Source organism: Neorhizobium descurainiae (assembly GCF_051400715.1).
GTDB lineage: Bacteria > Pseudomonadota > Alphaproteobacteria > Rhizobiales > Rhizobiaceae > Neorhizobium.
In genome coordinates, this window is sequence record NZ_JBLFFK010000008.1 from 183,644 (window position 1) to 198,094 (window position 14,451).

16 protein-coding genes and 1 tRNA gene are annotated in these 14,451 nt (G+C 62.1%); 15 read left to right on the forward strand and 2 right to left on the reverse strand.

Annotated features, from left to right (window positions below):
- Entirely contained in the window at window positions 1-810 is an 810-nt protein-coding gene (locus ACMGE0_RS16285; RefSeq protein ID WP_436816916.1) for a galactosyl transferase, read from the forward strand.
- An 80-nt stretch (window positions 811-890) separates the two neighbouring features.
- Complete coding sequence (locus ACMGE0_RS16290; protein WP_436816917.1) at window positions 891-1,421, forward strand: dihydrofolate reductase family protein; 531 nt, start codon at window positions 891-893, stop codon at window positions 1,419-1,421.
- A gap of 54 nt (window positions 1,422-1,475) precedes the next feature.
- On the opposite strand, the gene ACMGE0_RS16295 is transcribed toward ACMGE0_RS16290, so the two are convergent.
- Complete coding sequence (locus ACMGE0_RS16295; RefSeq protein WP_436816918.1) at window positions 1,476-2,129, reverse strand: alpha/beta fold hydrolase; 654 nt, start codon at window positions 2,127-2,129, stop codon at window positions 1,476-1,478.
- 248 nt (window positions 2,130-2,377) lie between these two features.
- Between ACMGE0_RS16295 and ACMGE0_RS16300 the strand changes: the two genes are divergently transcribed.
- The 4 genes from ACMGE0_RS16300 (at window position 2,378) to ACMGE0_RS16315 (ending at window position 5,122) form a co-directional block, all read left to right on the forward strand.
- The gene (locus tag ACMGE0_RS16300) at window positions 2,378-2,755 is read left to right on the forward strand and encodes a VOC family protein (protein ID WP_436816919.1); all 378 of its coding nucleotides are present in this window, start codon (window positions 2,378-2,380) and stop codon (window positions 2,753-2,755) included.
- A gap of 18 nt (window positions 2,756-2,773) precedes the next feature.
- Window positions 2,774-3,667, forward strand: a complete 894-nt coding sequence (locus ACMGE0_RS16305) for an arginase family protein (protein WP_436816920.1) — start codon at window positions 2,774-2,776, stop codon at window positions 3,665-3,667.
- A gap of 228 nt (window positions 3,668-3,895) precedes the next feature.
- Entirely contained in the window at window positions 3,896-4,306 is a 411-nt protein-coding gene (locus tag ACMGE0_RS16310; RefSeq protein ID WP_436816921.1) for a helix-turn-helix domain-containing protein, read from the forward strand.
- A 171-nt stretch (window positions 4,307-4,477) separates the two neighbouring features.
- Entirely contained in the window at window positions 4,478-5,122 is a 645-nt protein-coding gene (locus tag ACMGE0_RS16315) for a HEAT repeat domain-containing protein (protein WP_436816922.1), read from the forward strand.
- 250 nt (window positions 5,123-5,372) lie between these two features.
- Here the strand turns inward: ACMGE0_RS16315 and ACMGE0_RS16320 are convergent.
- Window positions 5,373-5,462 (reverse strand) — tRNA-Ser (locus tag ACMGE0_RS16320).
- Window positions 5,463-5,684: 222 nt separating this feature from the next.
- Here ACMGE0_RS16320 and ACMGE0_RS16325 point away from each other — a divergent pair.
- The 9 genes from ACMGE0_RS16325 to deoA all read left to right on the forward strand — a co-directional run bounded on the left by ACMGE0_RS16325 (window position 5,685) and on the right by deoA (window position 14,433).
- Window positions 5,685-6,020, forward strand: coding sequence for a hypothetical protein (locus ACMGE0_RS16325; protein ID WP_436816923.1), 336 nt, complete (start codon window positions 5,685-5,687; stop codon window positions 6,018-6,020).
- A gap of 279 nt (window positions 6,021-6,299) precedes the next feature.
- Window positions 6,300-7,292: a BMP family lipoprotein gene (locus ACMGE0_RS16330; protein WP_436816924.1), complete on the forward strand. Its 993-nt coding sequence runs from the start codon at window positions 6,300-6,302 to the stop codon at window positions 7,290-7,292.
- Window positions 7,293-7,330: 38 nt separating this feature from the next.
- Window positions 7,331-8,890: an ABC transporter ATP-binding protein gene (locus ACMGE0_RS16335; protein WP_436817003.1), complete on the forward strand. Its 1,560-nt coding sequence runs from the start codon at window positions 7,331-7,333 to the stop codon at window positions 8,888-8,890.
- Between the two features lie 76 nt (window positions 8,891-8,966).
- A complete protein-coding gene (locus ACMGE0_RS16340; RefSeq protein ID WP_436816925.1) occupies window positions 8,967-10,070 on the forward strand; it encodes an ABC transporter permease in 1,104 nt (367 codons plus the stop codon).
- A gap of 4 nt (window positions 10,071-10,074) precedes the next feature.
- Window positions 10,075-11,046 (forward strand): ABC transporter permease, encoded by a 972-nt coding sequence (locus ACMGE0_RS16345; RefSeq protein ID WP_436816926.1) that lies wholly within the window; start codon window positions 10,075-10,077, stop codon window positions 11,044-11,046.
- Between the two features lie 3 nt (window positions 11,047-11,049).
- Window positions 11,050-11,442, forward strand: a complete 393-nt coding sequence (locus ACMGE0_RS16350) for a cytidine deaminase (RefSeq protein WP_436816927.1) — start codon at window positions 11,050-11,052, stop codon at window positions 11,440-11,442.
- The gene (locus tag ACMGE0_RS16355) at window positions 11,439-12,227 is read left to right on the forward strand and encodes a purine-nucleoside phosphorylase (protein ID WP_436816928.1); all 789 of its coding nucleotides are present in this window, start codon (window positions 11,439-11,441) and stop codon (window positions 12,225-12,227) included. The genes ACMGE0_RS16350 and ACMGE0_RS16355 overlap by 4 nt, the downstream gene beginning before the upstream one ends.
- A gap of 120 nt (window positions 12,228-12,347) precedes the next feature.
- Window positions 12,348-13,118: a deoxyribose-phosphate aldolase gene (deoC, locus tag ACMGE0_RS16360; protein WP_436816929.1), complete on the forward strand. Its 771-nt coding sequence runs from the start codon at window positions 12,348-12,350 to the stop codon at window positions 13,116-13,118.
- 4 nt (window positions 13,119-13,122) lie between these two features.
- The gene (gene deoA / locus ACMGE0_RS16365; protein ID WP_436816930.1) at window positions 13,123-14,433 is read left to right on the forward strand and encodes a thymidine phosphorylase; all 1,311 of its coding nucleotides are present in this window, start codon (window positions 13,123-13,125) and stop codon (window positions 14,431-14,433) included.
- The last annotated feature ends 18 nt before the right edge of the window (window positions 14,434-14,451 follow it).

Here is a 14,451-nt window from a genome sequence, read left to right on the forward strand (position 1 = left end):
ATGAGTGTTGTAACCTTCATCATTCCCGTGAGGCACCAGGATAACGCGCGCGACTGGAGCCTTCTGAAGAAAAATCTCACGCAGACCGTCGCGTCCATCGCCAATCAAACCAGTCCCGACTGGCGAGGAATAATCGTTGCCAATAGAGGCGCCGATCTTCCCGCGTTGCCGGATAAGTTTTCCGTGACGTGGGTGGACTTTCCCCCGAACGACATCCATGAGCGAGGCAATGCGACCGAGGCGGATTTTCTCGACTCGTTCCGCGCCGACAAGGGCCGCCGTGTCCTTGCCGGCATGCTCGATGCCCGTGACGGCCGCTTCTTCATGATCGTCGACGACGACGATTTTGTGAGCGCCCGCATCGTCCAATACGTTTCCCAGCACCGGGACGAGAACGGCTGGATCATTGACAAGGGCTACATCTGGGACGACGGCGGCACGCTTCTTCTCTGCCGCGACCAGTTCAGCCACTATTGCGGGACTTCGCTGATTATTCGCTCGGATTTGTACGGACTGCCGTCAAAGGCGGAGGATGCTTCGATTGAATGGATCAAGGATATGCTCGGCAGCCACGTCCGCATCACACCGGCTTTGGCCGCGCGCGGAACGCCATTGAGTTCCCTGCCTTTCCGGGGTGCCGTATATCGTGTCGCCCACAAGGGATCGCACAGCAAGGCTCCGAGCCTCATCGACATGTATTTCCTGAACAGGAACGTTCTCAAGCGGCCTGTTAACGCCATAAGGAATCTGGCGAGGTTGCGGCTGCTGTCGGCGGAACACAAGAGAGAGTTTTTCGGAGTTTCGGAATAGGTTGTGCAGCTGGCCAACTTCGCTTTCTGCGTCACGCTGCCCATGCTATGGTGAAGACCTTGGGGTGGAGATTGAGCAGCATGGCAAAGCTTGTCTTCGGAATGAACCAGTCCCTGGACGGTTACGTCGATCACCTGGAGATGCGGACGGGTCCCGCGCTCTTTCGTCACTGGATTGAGCACGTGCGCGGCCTGACCGGCAGCGTATACGGTCGCCGCATGTACGAGACCATGCGTTACTGGGATGAAGACCGTCCTGAATGGAGTGACGAGCAGCACGAATTCGCGGCGGCGTGGCGGCGCCAACCGAAGTGGGTCGTGTCGCGCTCGTTGAAGTCAGTCGGCCCCAACGCCACACTTGTCGAGGATGATGTCGAGGCGGTGATACGTGGCCTGAAGGCTCGGCTCGCGGGCGAGATTGCAGTTTCCGGACCAGACCTCGCACGAAGCCTGACCGACCTTGGTCTTATCGATGAGTATCGGCTCTACTTCCATCCCGTCGTGCTTGGTCGCGGCAAGCCGTTCTTTGCCGGCCCGCGACCGCCGCTCCGCCTTGTTTCCACCGATCATGTTGGCGAGGACACGGTCAGGCTGACATACGTTCCCGCGTGATCGCGCGGCTCGCCCGGCGGACGGCGGGTCTTGTGGATTGCAGTCGTTGGCTGATCAAACCTGAGCCAGCAATATCTCGGTCAGAGCCTCTGGCTTCAGCCGTGCTACATTGTGCCCGCAATTCAAGGCAAAGGCTGACCATTCCAGCTCGTCGCTTAAGCGTCGATAAAGGTCAAGGAACGGACTTCCTTCCCATCCGTGTGCGCCGACGAAGGTCTTGCGCGGCACCTCACGCCAACGTCCGCTGAGGTTGATTGATTGGAGAAAGGCCCCGATCGGATGCGGCCGGCATCGCGGGTCAAGATTGGGAGGCGGCGCGCAGTTCAGTCCGTCAGCCTTTGCGCCCGCGACGAACATATCTCGGAAACGGGGCGTCGTCAGCGACCAGACGGAGTCGCCGGAATCAGGCACATAGGCGTCTACATAGACCAATGCGCGGATCCGCGATGGCTCGGCATCAGCTGCGCCGCTCACGATCATCCCGCCGTAGGATTGTCCAACAAGGACCAGGTCGTCGCGATGCGACTTCACAACATCAACGACCTCACCTATGTGAGCTTCAAGATTGGCCGTTGGGGCGGGAGCGTCGCCGAGTCCCGAGAGAGTGATCGGCAAGGCTTTGTGCCCGTGCGCGGTAAGCATATCTGCTACCTTTTGGTAGACCCAGCCGCCCTGCCAGCCTCCGGGGATCAGGACAAAAGTGGCCATCTTATCCACTCCTGGCTTCGAGACTTCTTCGGCCGAAATCAAGACCATTGTGCCGGCTGATTATGCTGGTTGAAGTCATATGACCGTGCTGAGTGCCTGTAAAGGGCCGAATACTTGTGGTTAAGGGGCGTCCGGCCCCGGTTTCGAAATCCGCGTTGAATGGCCTGGGCGGATAAGCGACGGTCTGCTTTGAGGGAACAATGACGGGAAACTGCCGTTAGGCAAAAGGTCAGAAACGGGAGGTAGTTTTGATCCACCATGTCTCGGTTGGGACCAATGATGTCGAACGCTCAAAGCGCTTCTACGACGCCGTTTTGCCCATTCTCGGCATTGTTCCGATGGCCGAGGACGAGGGTGGACTGGGCTACGGAAGCGGCACCTTTCACTTCAGCGTTCAGGTTCCGATTGACGGAAAACCTGCGACCGTGGGCAACGGCACTCATATCGCCTTTGCCGTCGAGGACCGTTCGATGGTCGATCGATTTTACGCGGCAGCATTGAAACATGGTGGCAGGGACGATGGCGCTCCGGGGCTGCGGCCGGATTACGATGCCAATTATTATGGGGCTTTCGTCCGCGATCCGGACGGCCACAAAATCGAGGCAGTAACCTACTCCGCAAAATAGTCGCCAACGGAGGCGCACATGCCGACCCTTCCATATGCAATTGTCGAAGCCCCTTCCACGCTGGGTTTGGCGACCGGCGGTGTGGAGCACTTAGCCGACCAGCTCTTGGGCCTTGGTCTTGCGGAGCGCATTCATGCGCGCCGCGCCGCGCGGCTGAGGGTGCCTTCGAAAGACCCGGCGACCGACCCCGAAACCGGCACCCTGAACGCTAAGGCAATTGCGGCGTGGTCGCCCAAACTCGCCGACGCCGTGGAAGCGGTGCTTGATGCCGGCGAGTTTCTGGTGGTGCTGGGCGGCGATTGCACGATCTTGCTCGGCTCGATGCTCGCGCTTCGACGGCGCGGCCGCTACGGCCTGTTCTTTATCGACGGCAACGCCGATTTCTTCCAGCCCGAGGCGGAACCCAATGGCGAGGGCGCTTCGATGGACCTCGCCTTCGTCACCGGTTACGGTCCGTCGCTCCTGACCGACATCGAAGGTCGCGGCCCTTTGGTCCGCCCTGAAGACGCTGTCGCGTTCGCATATCGCGATCACGAGGATCAGGAGGAATACGGAAGCCAGCCGCTCCCAGAGGAGCTCAAAGCGCTTGACCTTCCCGCCGTGCGCGCGATGGGCATCGAGGCTGCCGCGCGCGAAGCGATCGCCCACCTGACGCGTCCGGAGCTGGACGGCTTCTTCATCCATCTTGACGCCGACTGCCTCGACGACGCCATCATGCCGGCTGTCGATTTCCGTATACCGGGCGGGTTGTCGTGGGACGAGCTAGGGGCCGCGCTTCGGGTTGCCTTGGCGAGCGGCAAGGCAATCGGCCTCGAGGTCACCATCTATAACCCGCGCCTTGATAAGGATGGCAGCGCCGGGCGCGGCCTGGCCGACGTACTAGCTGCGGCGCTTGGAACGACAGCGCCATGAACACGGCGAGCAACGTCTACTTTCGGGCTCGGGCTGCGGCGGCTTTCGGGGAGAGGCATGCAGAAGTGGACCTCAGACTGATCGGTTGTCTAACGTTCATTCCATTTCGATGCTCTCAGCCGAAAAAACTTACGCCCGTATGGCACGGCACATACTGCCGATGCCTTCCTATTGACTCCTTATATATCCCTAAATTATAGATACTGGGAGCAATAGGGAATATTAGTGATGTCTGGTGACTTTCTGACAGTGGATGCGGCTGCGGACATGCTCCACCTGCATCCTAAAACCGTCTTGCGTTTCATTCGTGAAGAGCGCTTGCGGGCCACCAAAGTCGGAAAGCAGTACCGGATCCTGCGGTCCGACCTGAACGCGTTTGCTGGCCCGAACCCGACACGGACTACTTGTGAGGCTAGAGCAACCAGCATCGTTGATATCGAAGAAGTCGATGCCGCTCTGCTGCAGCGCCTATCTGCTGTTCTGCTGGGGGCATCAAATGGAAAGGAGCCGCCGGACACCCCCATCTCGCTCAATATTGCGCACGACCCCACTCGCCGCAGCGCAAAGGTGATCATCATCGCTTCGACGGCCGATGCCGCGATGTTGCTCAAGCTCGTCGCCGTATGTTTGGAGGGCTGACCATGATCTACGAGACGGAGGGCGGCGATTGGTAATGAACCAGTAGGGCAGCCTTCGGCGTGATCGACCGCATCCGGCTCCAAACGCGGGCTAGATCACCGGCGGCAATGACAATCACTCAACGGTGGCAGCGGGGTTTCTCGCCGAGTCACGACGGACAACGGTGCGCACATGAGCACTCTCGACATAGATTTTGCCAACACGAACCCCTCGGTGCGACTGAAGGCGGCCTTGTCGGCTGGGCTAAATCCCTCGCTTCGTGATCTGGACGCATTGATAGACCGGTGCACAGTGGAGCCTGACTTTCAGGTACGCGAGATGCTGACCTGGGCGTTGATCCGGCTGCCGGCCGAGATTGTCGTGCCTCGTCTTGTGGCAGAACTTGCGAGCCATGAGGCACAGGCCAGAAGCCAGGCCTTGCACACACTCTCCAAGATACGGGATATTTCGACCTGGCCAGCCGTTTCTGCCCGTCTCGATGACGAGGATCAGGACGTCGTACGTACGGCTTGGTATGCTGCTGTGGCGCTCGTGCCGGAAAGCGAGCGCGGCTGGCTTGCCAGAAAGTTCGCCGAGCACCTTGGGCGGGGCGAAAGGGAAATTCAGCTTAGCTTGAGCCGAGCCCTCGTTGCGCTGGGGGAGGATACGATCACACCTGTCATCGCTGCCGCTGCCGAACACAGCGACGAAGCGGTTCGACAGCACGCAGCGGCAACGAAGCGGCTAATCCACGATCCCAATTCTGGGTTTACCCATTCGCTTAACCAGGCGCGCCGCGAGGTCGCCATGGGCCGTACTAAGTCGACAAAGGGCTAGGATCGGACAGGCTTTGGTTAACGTGTAGTTCTCCAAGTAGCAGAGGTATACTGTTCAAAGCGGCCATGCCTACGGCAGCACTTGGGACTTCGCATCGACACTAGGAATGGCCGCAATGGGTCGCTTGCCGCCGTGGCCGATGTTCAAGATAAATTGGGTTATTGCGTATAGTCAGCGACTCTCAGTGCCGCTTGATGCGAGTGCGGTGATCGGCAGCAATAGCGAGCTATTGAGGGCTATCGGCGGTGAATGGCGGACAGAGAGGGATTCGAACCCTCGATACGCTTTCACGTATACACGCGTTCCAGGCGTGCGCCTTCAACCACTCGGCCACCTGTCCTTGAAAAGGGCTGCACGCGGATCAAGGCAATGCAGCGGTCGGGCGCGATATATACCGATGAATTCCGAAGGATCAACCGGAATCTGAACGATTTTTGACAATGGTTTTGGATGAGGGCCGCGAAACCCCGACCGTCTCGTTGTCAAGCTCGAGCGCTAGGACTATCTCTTCCGTGGCGAGCGGCCGCTGCCGGATGCACGCGGAGCCGAACAACGAACGGGCATGTTCAGGATGAGAATAGTCGAGGGGGTCTTCCGGTTGTTGAGCGCGCTTGCGCTGCTTGCGGCGATCGTCGCCGGCACGCTCGATTCCATTCAGTCCGTCTCCGCCTCCTCCGTGCGGCTCACGAGCCTCGGCAACGCCTGGCTCAATCTCGCTCCCGAAAGCCTGACATTCGCCGAGATCTCCGCCGGGACCTATATCAGTCCGGACATCTGGCGGCCGTTCGTCGCGCCGGTGCTGGCGCAGCCGGCTTTCGCCGTGTTCCTGGTCATCGCGCTGATCTTCTGGATGGCGGGATACCGCAGGCCCCGTTTCGCCGGGCGGTTCTCCGCCTGAAGGCACGTCGGGAGGAACGATGTCTCCGATCGTCCGCCCAGGCGATAGCCGTCTCCATACCTCCTCAAGCTGTCGTTTTGTGCAGGTTTTCACCGGCTTTGTCGAAGTTTTCGGCAGGTTGTGCGTTTTTTACCAGTTGAAAAAAATCTCGTGAATTTTTCCGAAACCCGTGCAAGAGTGCCCGAAGCCAGACCCTCGGGAAAAGAGGGCGGGTGGCCGCAGACATGCCCGGGGAACGGGCTTGCGGGAGGATCTAACAACTAAAAAACAGGGCGCACGATGAAGAAAACCCTTTTGAGCCTTTTTGCCATGGCGGCCATGTCGGCGACCGCGCTTGCCGCGGACGTCAAGCCGGCGCTGGTCTACGGCACGGGCGGCAAGTTCGACAAATCCTTCAACGAGGCGGCCGCAGCCGGCGCCGAACAGTTCAAGAAGGAAACGGGGATCGAATACCGGGATTTCGAGCCGACCAACGACACCCAGGGCGAGCAGGCCATCCGCAACTTCGCAAGCCGCGGATACAACCCGGTCGTCGCCGTCTCCTTCGCCTGGACCTCGGCCATGGAAAAGGTCGCGGCCGAATATCCGGACACCAAATTCGCAATCGTCGATTCCGTCGTCGATCTGCCGAACGTCCGCTCCATCCTCTATAAGGAAGAGGAAGGTTCCTATCTCGTCGGCCTTCTCGCCGGCATGGCCTCCAAGACCGGCAAGGTCGGCTTCGTCGGCGGCATGGATATTCCGCTGATCCGCAAGTTCGGCTGCGGTTATGTCCAGGGCGTCAAGGCAGCCAAGCCCGACGCGCAGGTCTTCCAGAACATGACGGGCACCACCGGCGCGGCCTGGAACGATCCGGTCCGCGGCGGCGAACTCACCAAGAATCAGATCGATCAGGGCGCCGACGTGGTCTATGCGGCGGCCGGCGCGACCGGTCTCGGCGTGCTGCAGACGGCTGCCGACAACAAGAAGCTGTCGATCGGCGTCGATTCGAACCAGAACCACCTGCATCCGGGCTCCGTCCTGACGTCGATGGTCAAGCGCGTCGATCTTGCCGTCTACAATGCCTTCAAGGATACCAAGGACGACAAGTTCACGGCGGGCATTCTGGCGCTCGGCGTCAAGGAGGACGGCGTTGCCGCCGTGATCGACGACAACAACAAGTCGCTGATCACGCCGGAGATGCAGGCAGCCGTCGATAAGGCCAAGGCCGACATCATCGCCGGCACCGTCAAGGTACACGACTACATGTCGGACAATTCCTGCCCGAACTGAGTCGACGATCGGAAGGGCGCATGGCGGTGGCAATCGCCATGCGCCCTTTTGCATATAGGCGGAAAGGCGGACAATTGAGCCTAGATTCTCCGAAAGAGCCAGCGATCGAGCTTGTCGGCATCGACAAGAGGTTCGGCACGGTGCATGCGAACAGGAACATCAATCTGACGGTCGCCAAGGGGTCGATCCACGGCATCATCGGCGAGAACGGCGCCGGCAAGTCCACCCTGATGTCGATCCTCTACGGCTTCTATCAGGCCGACCAGGGCGAGATCCGCATCTTCGGAAAGCCTGTCGCGATCCGCGACAGCCAGGCGGCGATCGCATCGGGCATCGGCATGGTGCATCAGCATTTCATGCTGGTCGAGAACTTCACCGTGCTCGAAAACGTCATGCTCGGCGCCGAAGGCGGCCAGTTGCTGCGCAAGGGCGTTGCTAGCGCCCGCAAGGAATTGAAGCGGCTTGAGGACGATTACGGCCTGGAAGTCGATCCGGATGCGGTGATCGAGGAACTGCCGGTCGGCAGTCAGCAGCGCGTCGAGATCCTGAAAGCGCTCTACCGCGGCGCGGAGATCCTGATCCTCGACGAGCCGACCGGCGTGCTGACGCCGCCGGAGGCCGACCACCTCTTCAAGGTCCTCCGCGTGCTGCGCGATCAGGGCAAGACGATCATTCTCATCACCCACAAGCTGCGCGAGATCATGGCGATCACCGATACGGTCTCCGTCATGCGCCGGGGCGAGATGGTCGCGACCCGCAAAACGGCCGAAACGACGGTGGAGGAACTCGCCGAACTGATGGTCGGCCGCCGCGTGCTGCTGCGCGTCGAGAAGGGCGAGGCCAATCCTGGCAAGGTGCTCTTGTCGGTCCGCAACCTGACGGTGAAGGACGGCCGCGGCGTCACCATGGTCGACGACGTTTCCTTCGATGTCCGCGCCGGCGAGATCGTCGGCATTGCCGGTGTCGCCGGCAACGGCCAGTCGGAGCTTCTGGAAGCCATCGCCGGCATCCGCAAGCCCGCGTCCGGCGAGATTTTCATCGACGGCAAGCCGGCTGCCGGCATCGATCCGGCGGGCTTGAGGGATCTTGGCCTCGCACATATCCCGGAAGACCGGCACCACATGGGCCTGGTCCTGAAATTCGAGGAATACGAGAACTCGATCCTCGGCTATCACCGCGACGACCGTTATGGCCGCGGTGCGATGCTCGACCTCGACGCCATCCGCAGGGATGCGGAGGAGAAGATCGCCAAATACGATATCCGCCCGCCCAATCCGCGGCTGAGGACGGCCAATTTTTCCGGCGGCAATCAGCAGAAGATCGTCGTGGCGCGCGAGATCGAGCGCGACCCGAAGATGCTGATCATCGGCCAGCCGACCCGCGGCGTCGATATCGGCGCGATCGAATTCATCCACAAGCGCATCATCGAGATGCGCGATGCGGGCAAGGCGGTGTTGCTGGTTTCGGTCGAGCTCGATGAGATAAGGTCGCTTTCCGACCGCATCCTGGTGATGTTCGCGGGCAGGATCGTCGGAGAGAAATCGGGCGAGGCGGGCGAGCAGACGCTGGGCCTGATGATGGCCGGAATTGCGGCATGACCTGCAGGGGACCGATCTGTTTGAACGACGAAATGACTGAAGCCGTGACGGCGGCCGGGCGGACGAGGCAAGAAGCATGACCACCGCATCCGTGCCCCTACCCGCCTGGATCAATTACGGCGTCATCCCGCTGCTCAACCTCGTCCTCGCCTTCTTCTTTTCTGGACTGGTCGTCTGGGCGATCGGCGAGAACCCGTTCGAGGCGCTGCAACTGCTGTTGATCGGCGCGCTCGGCCGCGGCGAGGGCATCGGCTTCACGCTGTTCTATACGACGAGCTTCATCTTCACCGGCCTTTCGGTCGCGGTCGCCATTCATGCCGGCCTGTTCAACATCGGTTCGGAAGGCCAGGCCTATCTCGGCGGCCTCGGTGCCGCGCTCGTCGCGCTGTCGCTCGATCGCTACGTGCCCTGGTACGTCACCATGCCGTTCGCGGTGATCGGCGCGGCGCTGTTCGGCGCGGCCTGTGCGGCCATCCCCGCCTGGCTGCAGGCCAAGCGCGGCAGCCATATCGTCATCACCACCATCATGTTCAACTTCATCGTCTCGTCGCTGATGAACTACGTGCTGGTGCGGCTGTTGATCGTGCCCGGCAAGATGGCCCCGGAAACCCGCACCTTTCTCGAAGGCGGGCAGTTGCCGAAGCTCGACTGGCTGATCGCCGTTTTCGGCGGCAGGCTGGGGGCTGCACCCCTCAACTTCTCCTTTTTGATCGCGCTCGTCATGTGCTTCCTGGTCTGGGTGCTGATCTGGCGCACCAAGCTGGGCTACGAGATGCGCACGCTCGGCATCAGCCCGAGTGCCGCGAGCTATGCGGGCATCCGCTATTCGAAGATCGTCATGATCACCATGCTGATCTCCGGCGGCCTTGCCGGCATGATGGCGCTGAATCCGGTCATGGGAGCGTCTGCCCGCCTGCAGATCGAGTTCGTCGGCGGCGCCGGCTTCGTCGGCATCGCCGTGTCGCTGATGGGCCGCAACCATCCGGCCGGCATCATCCTCGCGGCGCTGCTCTTCGGCATCCTCTACCAGGGCGGCGCGGAACTCTCCTTCGACATGCCGCGCATCACGCGCGACATGATCGTCGTCATCCAGGGCATGGTCATCCTTTTCGCAGGCGCGCTGGAATACATGCTCCGCCCGGCCATCGTCCGGCTCTACCAGCAGGTCACCGGGAAATAGGCTCATGGACTATTTCGATATTTTCATCAGCATTCTCGGTTCGGCGATCCGCCTGTCGATCCCGCTGCTGTTCACGGCGCTGGCCGGCCTCTTCTCGGAACGCGCCGGCATTTTCGATATCGGGCTGGAAGGCAAGATGCTCGCCTCCGCCTTCGCGTCCGCCTGTGTGGCCTATTACACCGGCAATGCCTGGGCGGGCCTCGGCGCCGGCATCCTGACGGCAATCGTCTTTTCGATGGTGCACGGCTTTGCCTCGATCACCAACCGCGGCAACCAGATCGTCTCCGGCGTGGCATTGAATTTCGTGGCGGCCGGCCTGACGATCGTACTCGGCCAGGCCTGGTTCAACCAGGGCGGACGAACGGGGCAGGTGCCGCCCGAGGGCCGTTTCTCGGGGATCGTCCTGCCGGGCGCGGATATGATGCGAGACGTGCCGATCATCGGCCCGCTCTATGCCAATGTCATCTCCGGCAACAATATCCTCACCTATATCGCCTTTCTGATGGTGCCGGTCTCCTGGTGGGTGCTCTACCGCACGCGCTTCGGCCTGCGCCTGCGCGCCGTCGGCGAAAATCCGGGTGCAGTGGATACGGCCGGCGTTTCCGTGAGCTGGCTCAGATACCGCGCCCTCATCGTGACGGGCTTTCTCGCGGGTTTCGCGGGCACCTATCTGGCGATCGCGCAATCGGCCGCCTTCATCAACAACATGTCGGCCGGCAAGGGATATATCGCGCTCGCGGCGCTGATCTTCGCCAAGTGGAAGCCGGTGCCGGTCATGTTCGCCTGCCTGCTCTTCGGCTTCCTCGACGCCTTCGCGAACTTCATGCAGGGCAAGTCCCTGCCGCTGATCGGCGAGGTGCCGGTACAGATTTTCCAGGCGCTGCCCTATATCCTCACCTGCGTGCTGCTCGCCGGCTTTATCGGCATCGCCCGTCCGCCCAAGGCCGGCGGCGTGCCCTATGCGAAGGAGCGCTGACAAATGTCTCACGACCTGTTCGAAGCGGCCCGGGAGGCCATGGGAAAGGCCTACGCGCCCTATTCGAAATTCCCGGTGGGAGCCGCGATCCGCGCCGACGACGGCAAGGTCTATTCCGGCGCCAATATCGAGAACCTCTCCTTCCCTCAAGGCTGGTGCGCCGAGCCGACGGCGATCGGCGCGATGATCATGGGCGGCGGCAGGAAGATCGTCGAACTGGCCGTCATCGCCGAAAAGCTGCCGCTTTGCACGCCCTGCGGCGGCTGCCGGCAGAAGATCTCGGAATTCGCCTCTGCGGATACGCGCATCTACCTCTGCGACGATGCGGGCGTGCAGAAGACGGTCACCATGGCGGAGCTGCTTCCCTACGCTTTCGAGACGGATGTGATCCGATGAAGAAAGTCGTCGATCTGCTCGTCGATCGCCTTGCCGGCCTCGTGCCGCGCCATGCGATCGTGCTTGGCTCCGGCCTCGGTTCGCTGGTCGACGAGGTGACGGATCAGGTCCGCGTGCCCTATGGCGCGCTGCAAGCTTTTCCGGCAAGCGGCGTCACCGGCCATGCGGGCGAACTGGTCGCCGGCTATCTTGGGTCGGAGCCCGTGATCATGCTTTCCGGCCGCGCCCATTATTACGAGCATGGCGATGCCAAGGCCATGCGCTTCCCGATCGAGGTCATGAAAGGCCTCGGCGTCCAGTCGCTGATCCTGACGAACTCGGCGGGCTCGCTTCGGGAAGACATGCCGCCCGGTTCGGTGATGCAGATCGCCGACCACATCAACTATTCCGGCATGAACCCGCTGATCGGCGAAAGCGGCGACGGCCGCTTCGTCGGCATGACCAGTGCCTATGACGCGGATCTGGCGCTTGGCATGCGCGATGCCGCGATCCGCTGCGGCATCCCGCTGTTTTCCGGCGTCTATATGTGGTTCTCCGGCCCGAGCTTCGAAACACCGGCCGAGATCCGCATGGCGCGCATTCTGGGCGCCGATGCGGTCGGCATGTCGACGGTACCGGAAGTGATCCTCGCGCGCTATTTCGGGCTGAAGGTCGCGGCCGCCTCCGTCATCACCAATTTCGGCGCGGGCATGACCGGCGCCGAATTGAGTCACGAGGAGACCAAGGACATGGCGCCGGTCGGCGGGCAGCGCCTGGCGGCCGTTCTGAAAGAAATGTTCGCGTGATTACACGATAGATTTCAAACGGATACGTTCCGTGTGGCGGTCTGCCCGCCCGCCGCGGGTTGCATCTAATCGTTTGAACGATAAATATACCGGCTCGATTAAGCCGGGGAGGCACACAGAATGGAACTCCTGAGCCCACGCGAGGCTGCAGCCTTCGCGCTATCGCTTCTCGACCTGACGAACCTGCGCGACGATTGCGACAATGCCGCGATCGAGAAACTGTGCCTGCGCGCCCAGACGCCATACGGCCAGACAGCGGCGATCTGCATCTGGCCGCGTTTTGTCGCCCATGCGCGTGCGATTCTGGGTCCCGACCACGCGGTCCATATCGCCACCGTCGTGAACTTCCCGTCGGGCGACCTGCCGGTGGCAACCGTCGTCGGGGAGACGAAGAAGGCGATCGAGGATGGTGCCGACGAGATCGACATGGTCATTCCCTATCGAAAGCTCATGGCGGGCGACGAGGCTGCCGTGACCGAGATGGTCGAGGCCGTGCGCGCCGCCTGCCCGAACGCCTGCCTGAAGGTGATCCTCGAGACCGGTGAGTTGAAGGACAGCGCGCTTGTCCGCCGCGCTTCGGAACTGGCGATCGCCGCCGGCGCCGATTTCATCAAGACCTCGACCGGCAAGGTCGCGGTCAACGCCACGCTGGAAGCCGCGGACATCATGCTGCAGGCGATCCGCGACTCCAGGAAGCGGGTCGGCTTCAAGCCGGCGGGTGGCATCGGCACTGTGGCGGATGCGGATCTCTATCTGCGGCTTGCGGAAACGATCATGGGGCCGAACTGGATCATGCCGTCCACCTTCCGCTTCGGCGCCTCTGGACTGCTGGACGATATCCTGGCGCTCCTGAGCGGCAGCACCGCGGCCCGCGCCTCCAGCGGCTACTGAGACGATGATCCCGCAGGAGATCATCCGCCGCAAACGTGACGGAAAGGCGCTTGCCGCCGAGGACATCGCCGCTTTCATCGGCGCTCTCACGAGAGAGGAGATCACCGAAGGGCAGGCGGCCGCCTTCGCCATGGCTGTTTTCTTTCGGGGCATGTCCCGCGATGAGACCGTGGCGCTGACGCTGGCGATGCGTGATTCCGGCACCGTCCTGAATTGGGACGGTCTCGGCCGGCCGGTGGCGGACAAGCATTCGACCGGCGGCGTCGGCGACAACGTTTCCCTGATGCTGGCGCCCATCGTTGCGGTCTGCGGCCTTGCGGTTCCAATGATTTCCGGCCGTGGGCTGGGGCATACGGGCGGCACGCTCGACAAGCTGCAGTCCATTCCGGGCTATAACGTCATGCCCGACGAGGCCCTGTTCCGGAAAGTGGTGGATGAGGTCGGCTGTGCCATTATCGGGCAGACGGCCGATCTCGCGCCCGCCGACCGGCGGCTTTATGCGATCCGCGACGTGACGGCGACGGTGGAATCCGTGCCGCTGATCACCGCCTCCATCCTGTCGAAGAAGCTCGCGGCCGGTCTCGGCAGCCTGGTGCTGGACGTGAAGGTCGGCAACGGCGCCTTCATGGAAAGTCTGGAAGAGGCCGAGGCGCTTGCCCGCTCGCTGGTCGAGGTGGCGAACGGCGCCGGTGTGAAGACGGCGGCCTTGCTGACCGACATGAACCAGCCGCTCGCCGATGCCGCCGGCAATGCGCTGGAAGTCGTCAACTGCCTTGATTTCCTGGCGGGGCTCAAGGCCGGTACGCGGCTCGAAGCGGTTGTCCTGGCCGAGGCAGCGGAAATGCTGATGCAGGCGGGCATCGCCGGCAGCCTTGCCGAGGCGGAGGAAAACGCCCGCCTGGCGCTGGAATCCGGCGAGGCGATGGAGCATTTCGCCCGCATGGTGCATGCGCTCGGCGGGCCGGCGGATTTCTGCGAGCGGCCGAACGCCTATTTGGAGCGCGCTCCCGTGCGGTTGCGGGTGCCGGCGCCGCGCGGCGGTTATCTCGCCGCCTGCGATACCCGCGCTCTCGGCCTTGCCGTCGTCGAGCTCGGCGGCGGCCGCAAACGCGCAGCCGATCCGATCGACCATCGTGTCGGCATTAACGAGCTTCTGCCCTTGGGCACGCAGGTTTCGCAAGGCGAGCCGATCGCCGTCGTACATGCGAAAACCCAGGAGGATGCGGAGCGGATCGCCGGGGACCTGGCGCGCGTCTATGCGATCGCCGACATGGCCCCCGCTGCCCCGCCGGTCGTCATCAAGCGTATCGGCTGACGTAGATCAGCGTCGGTT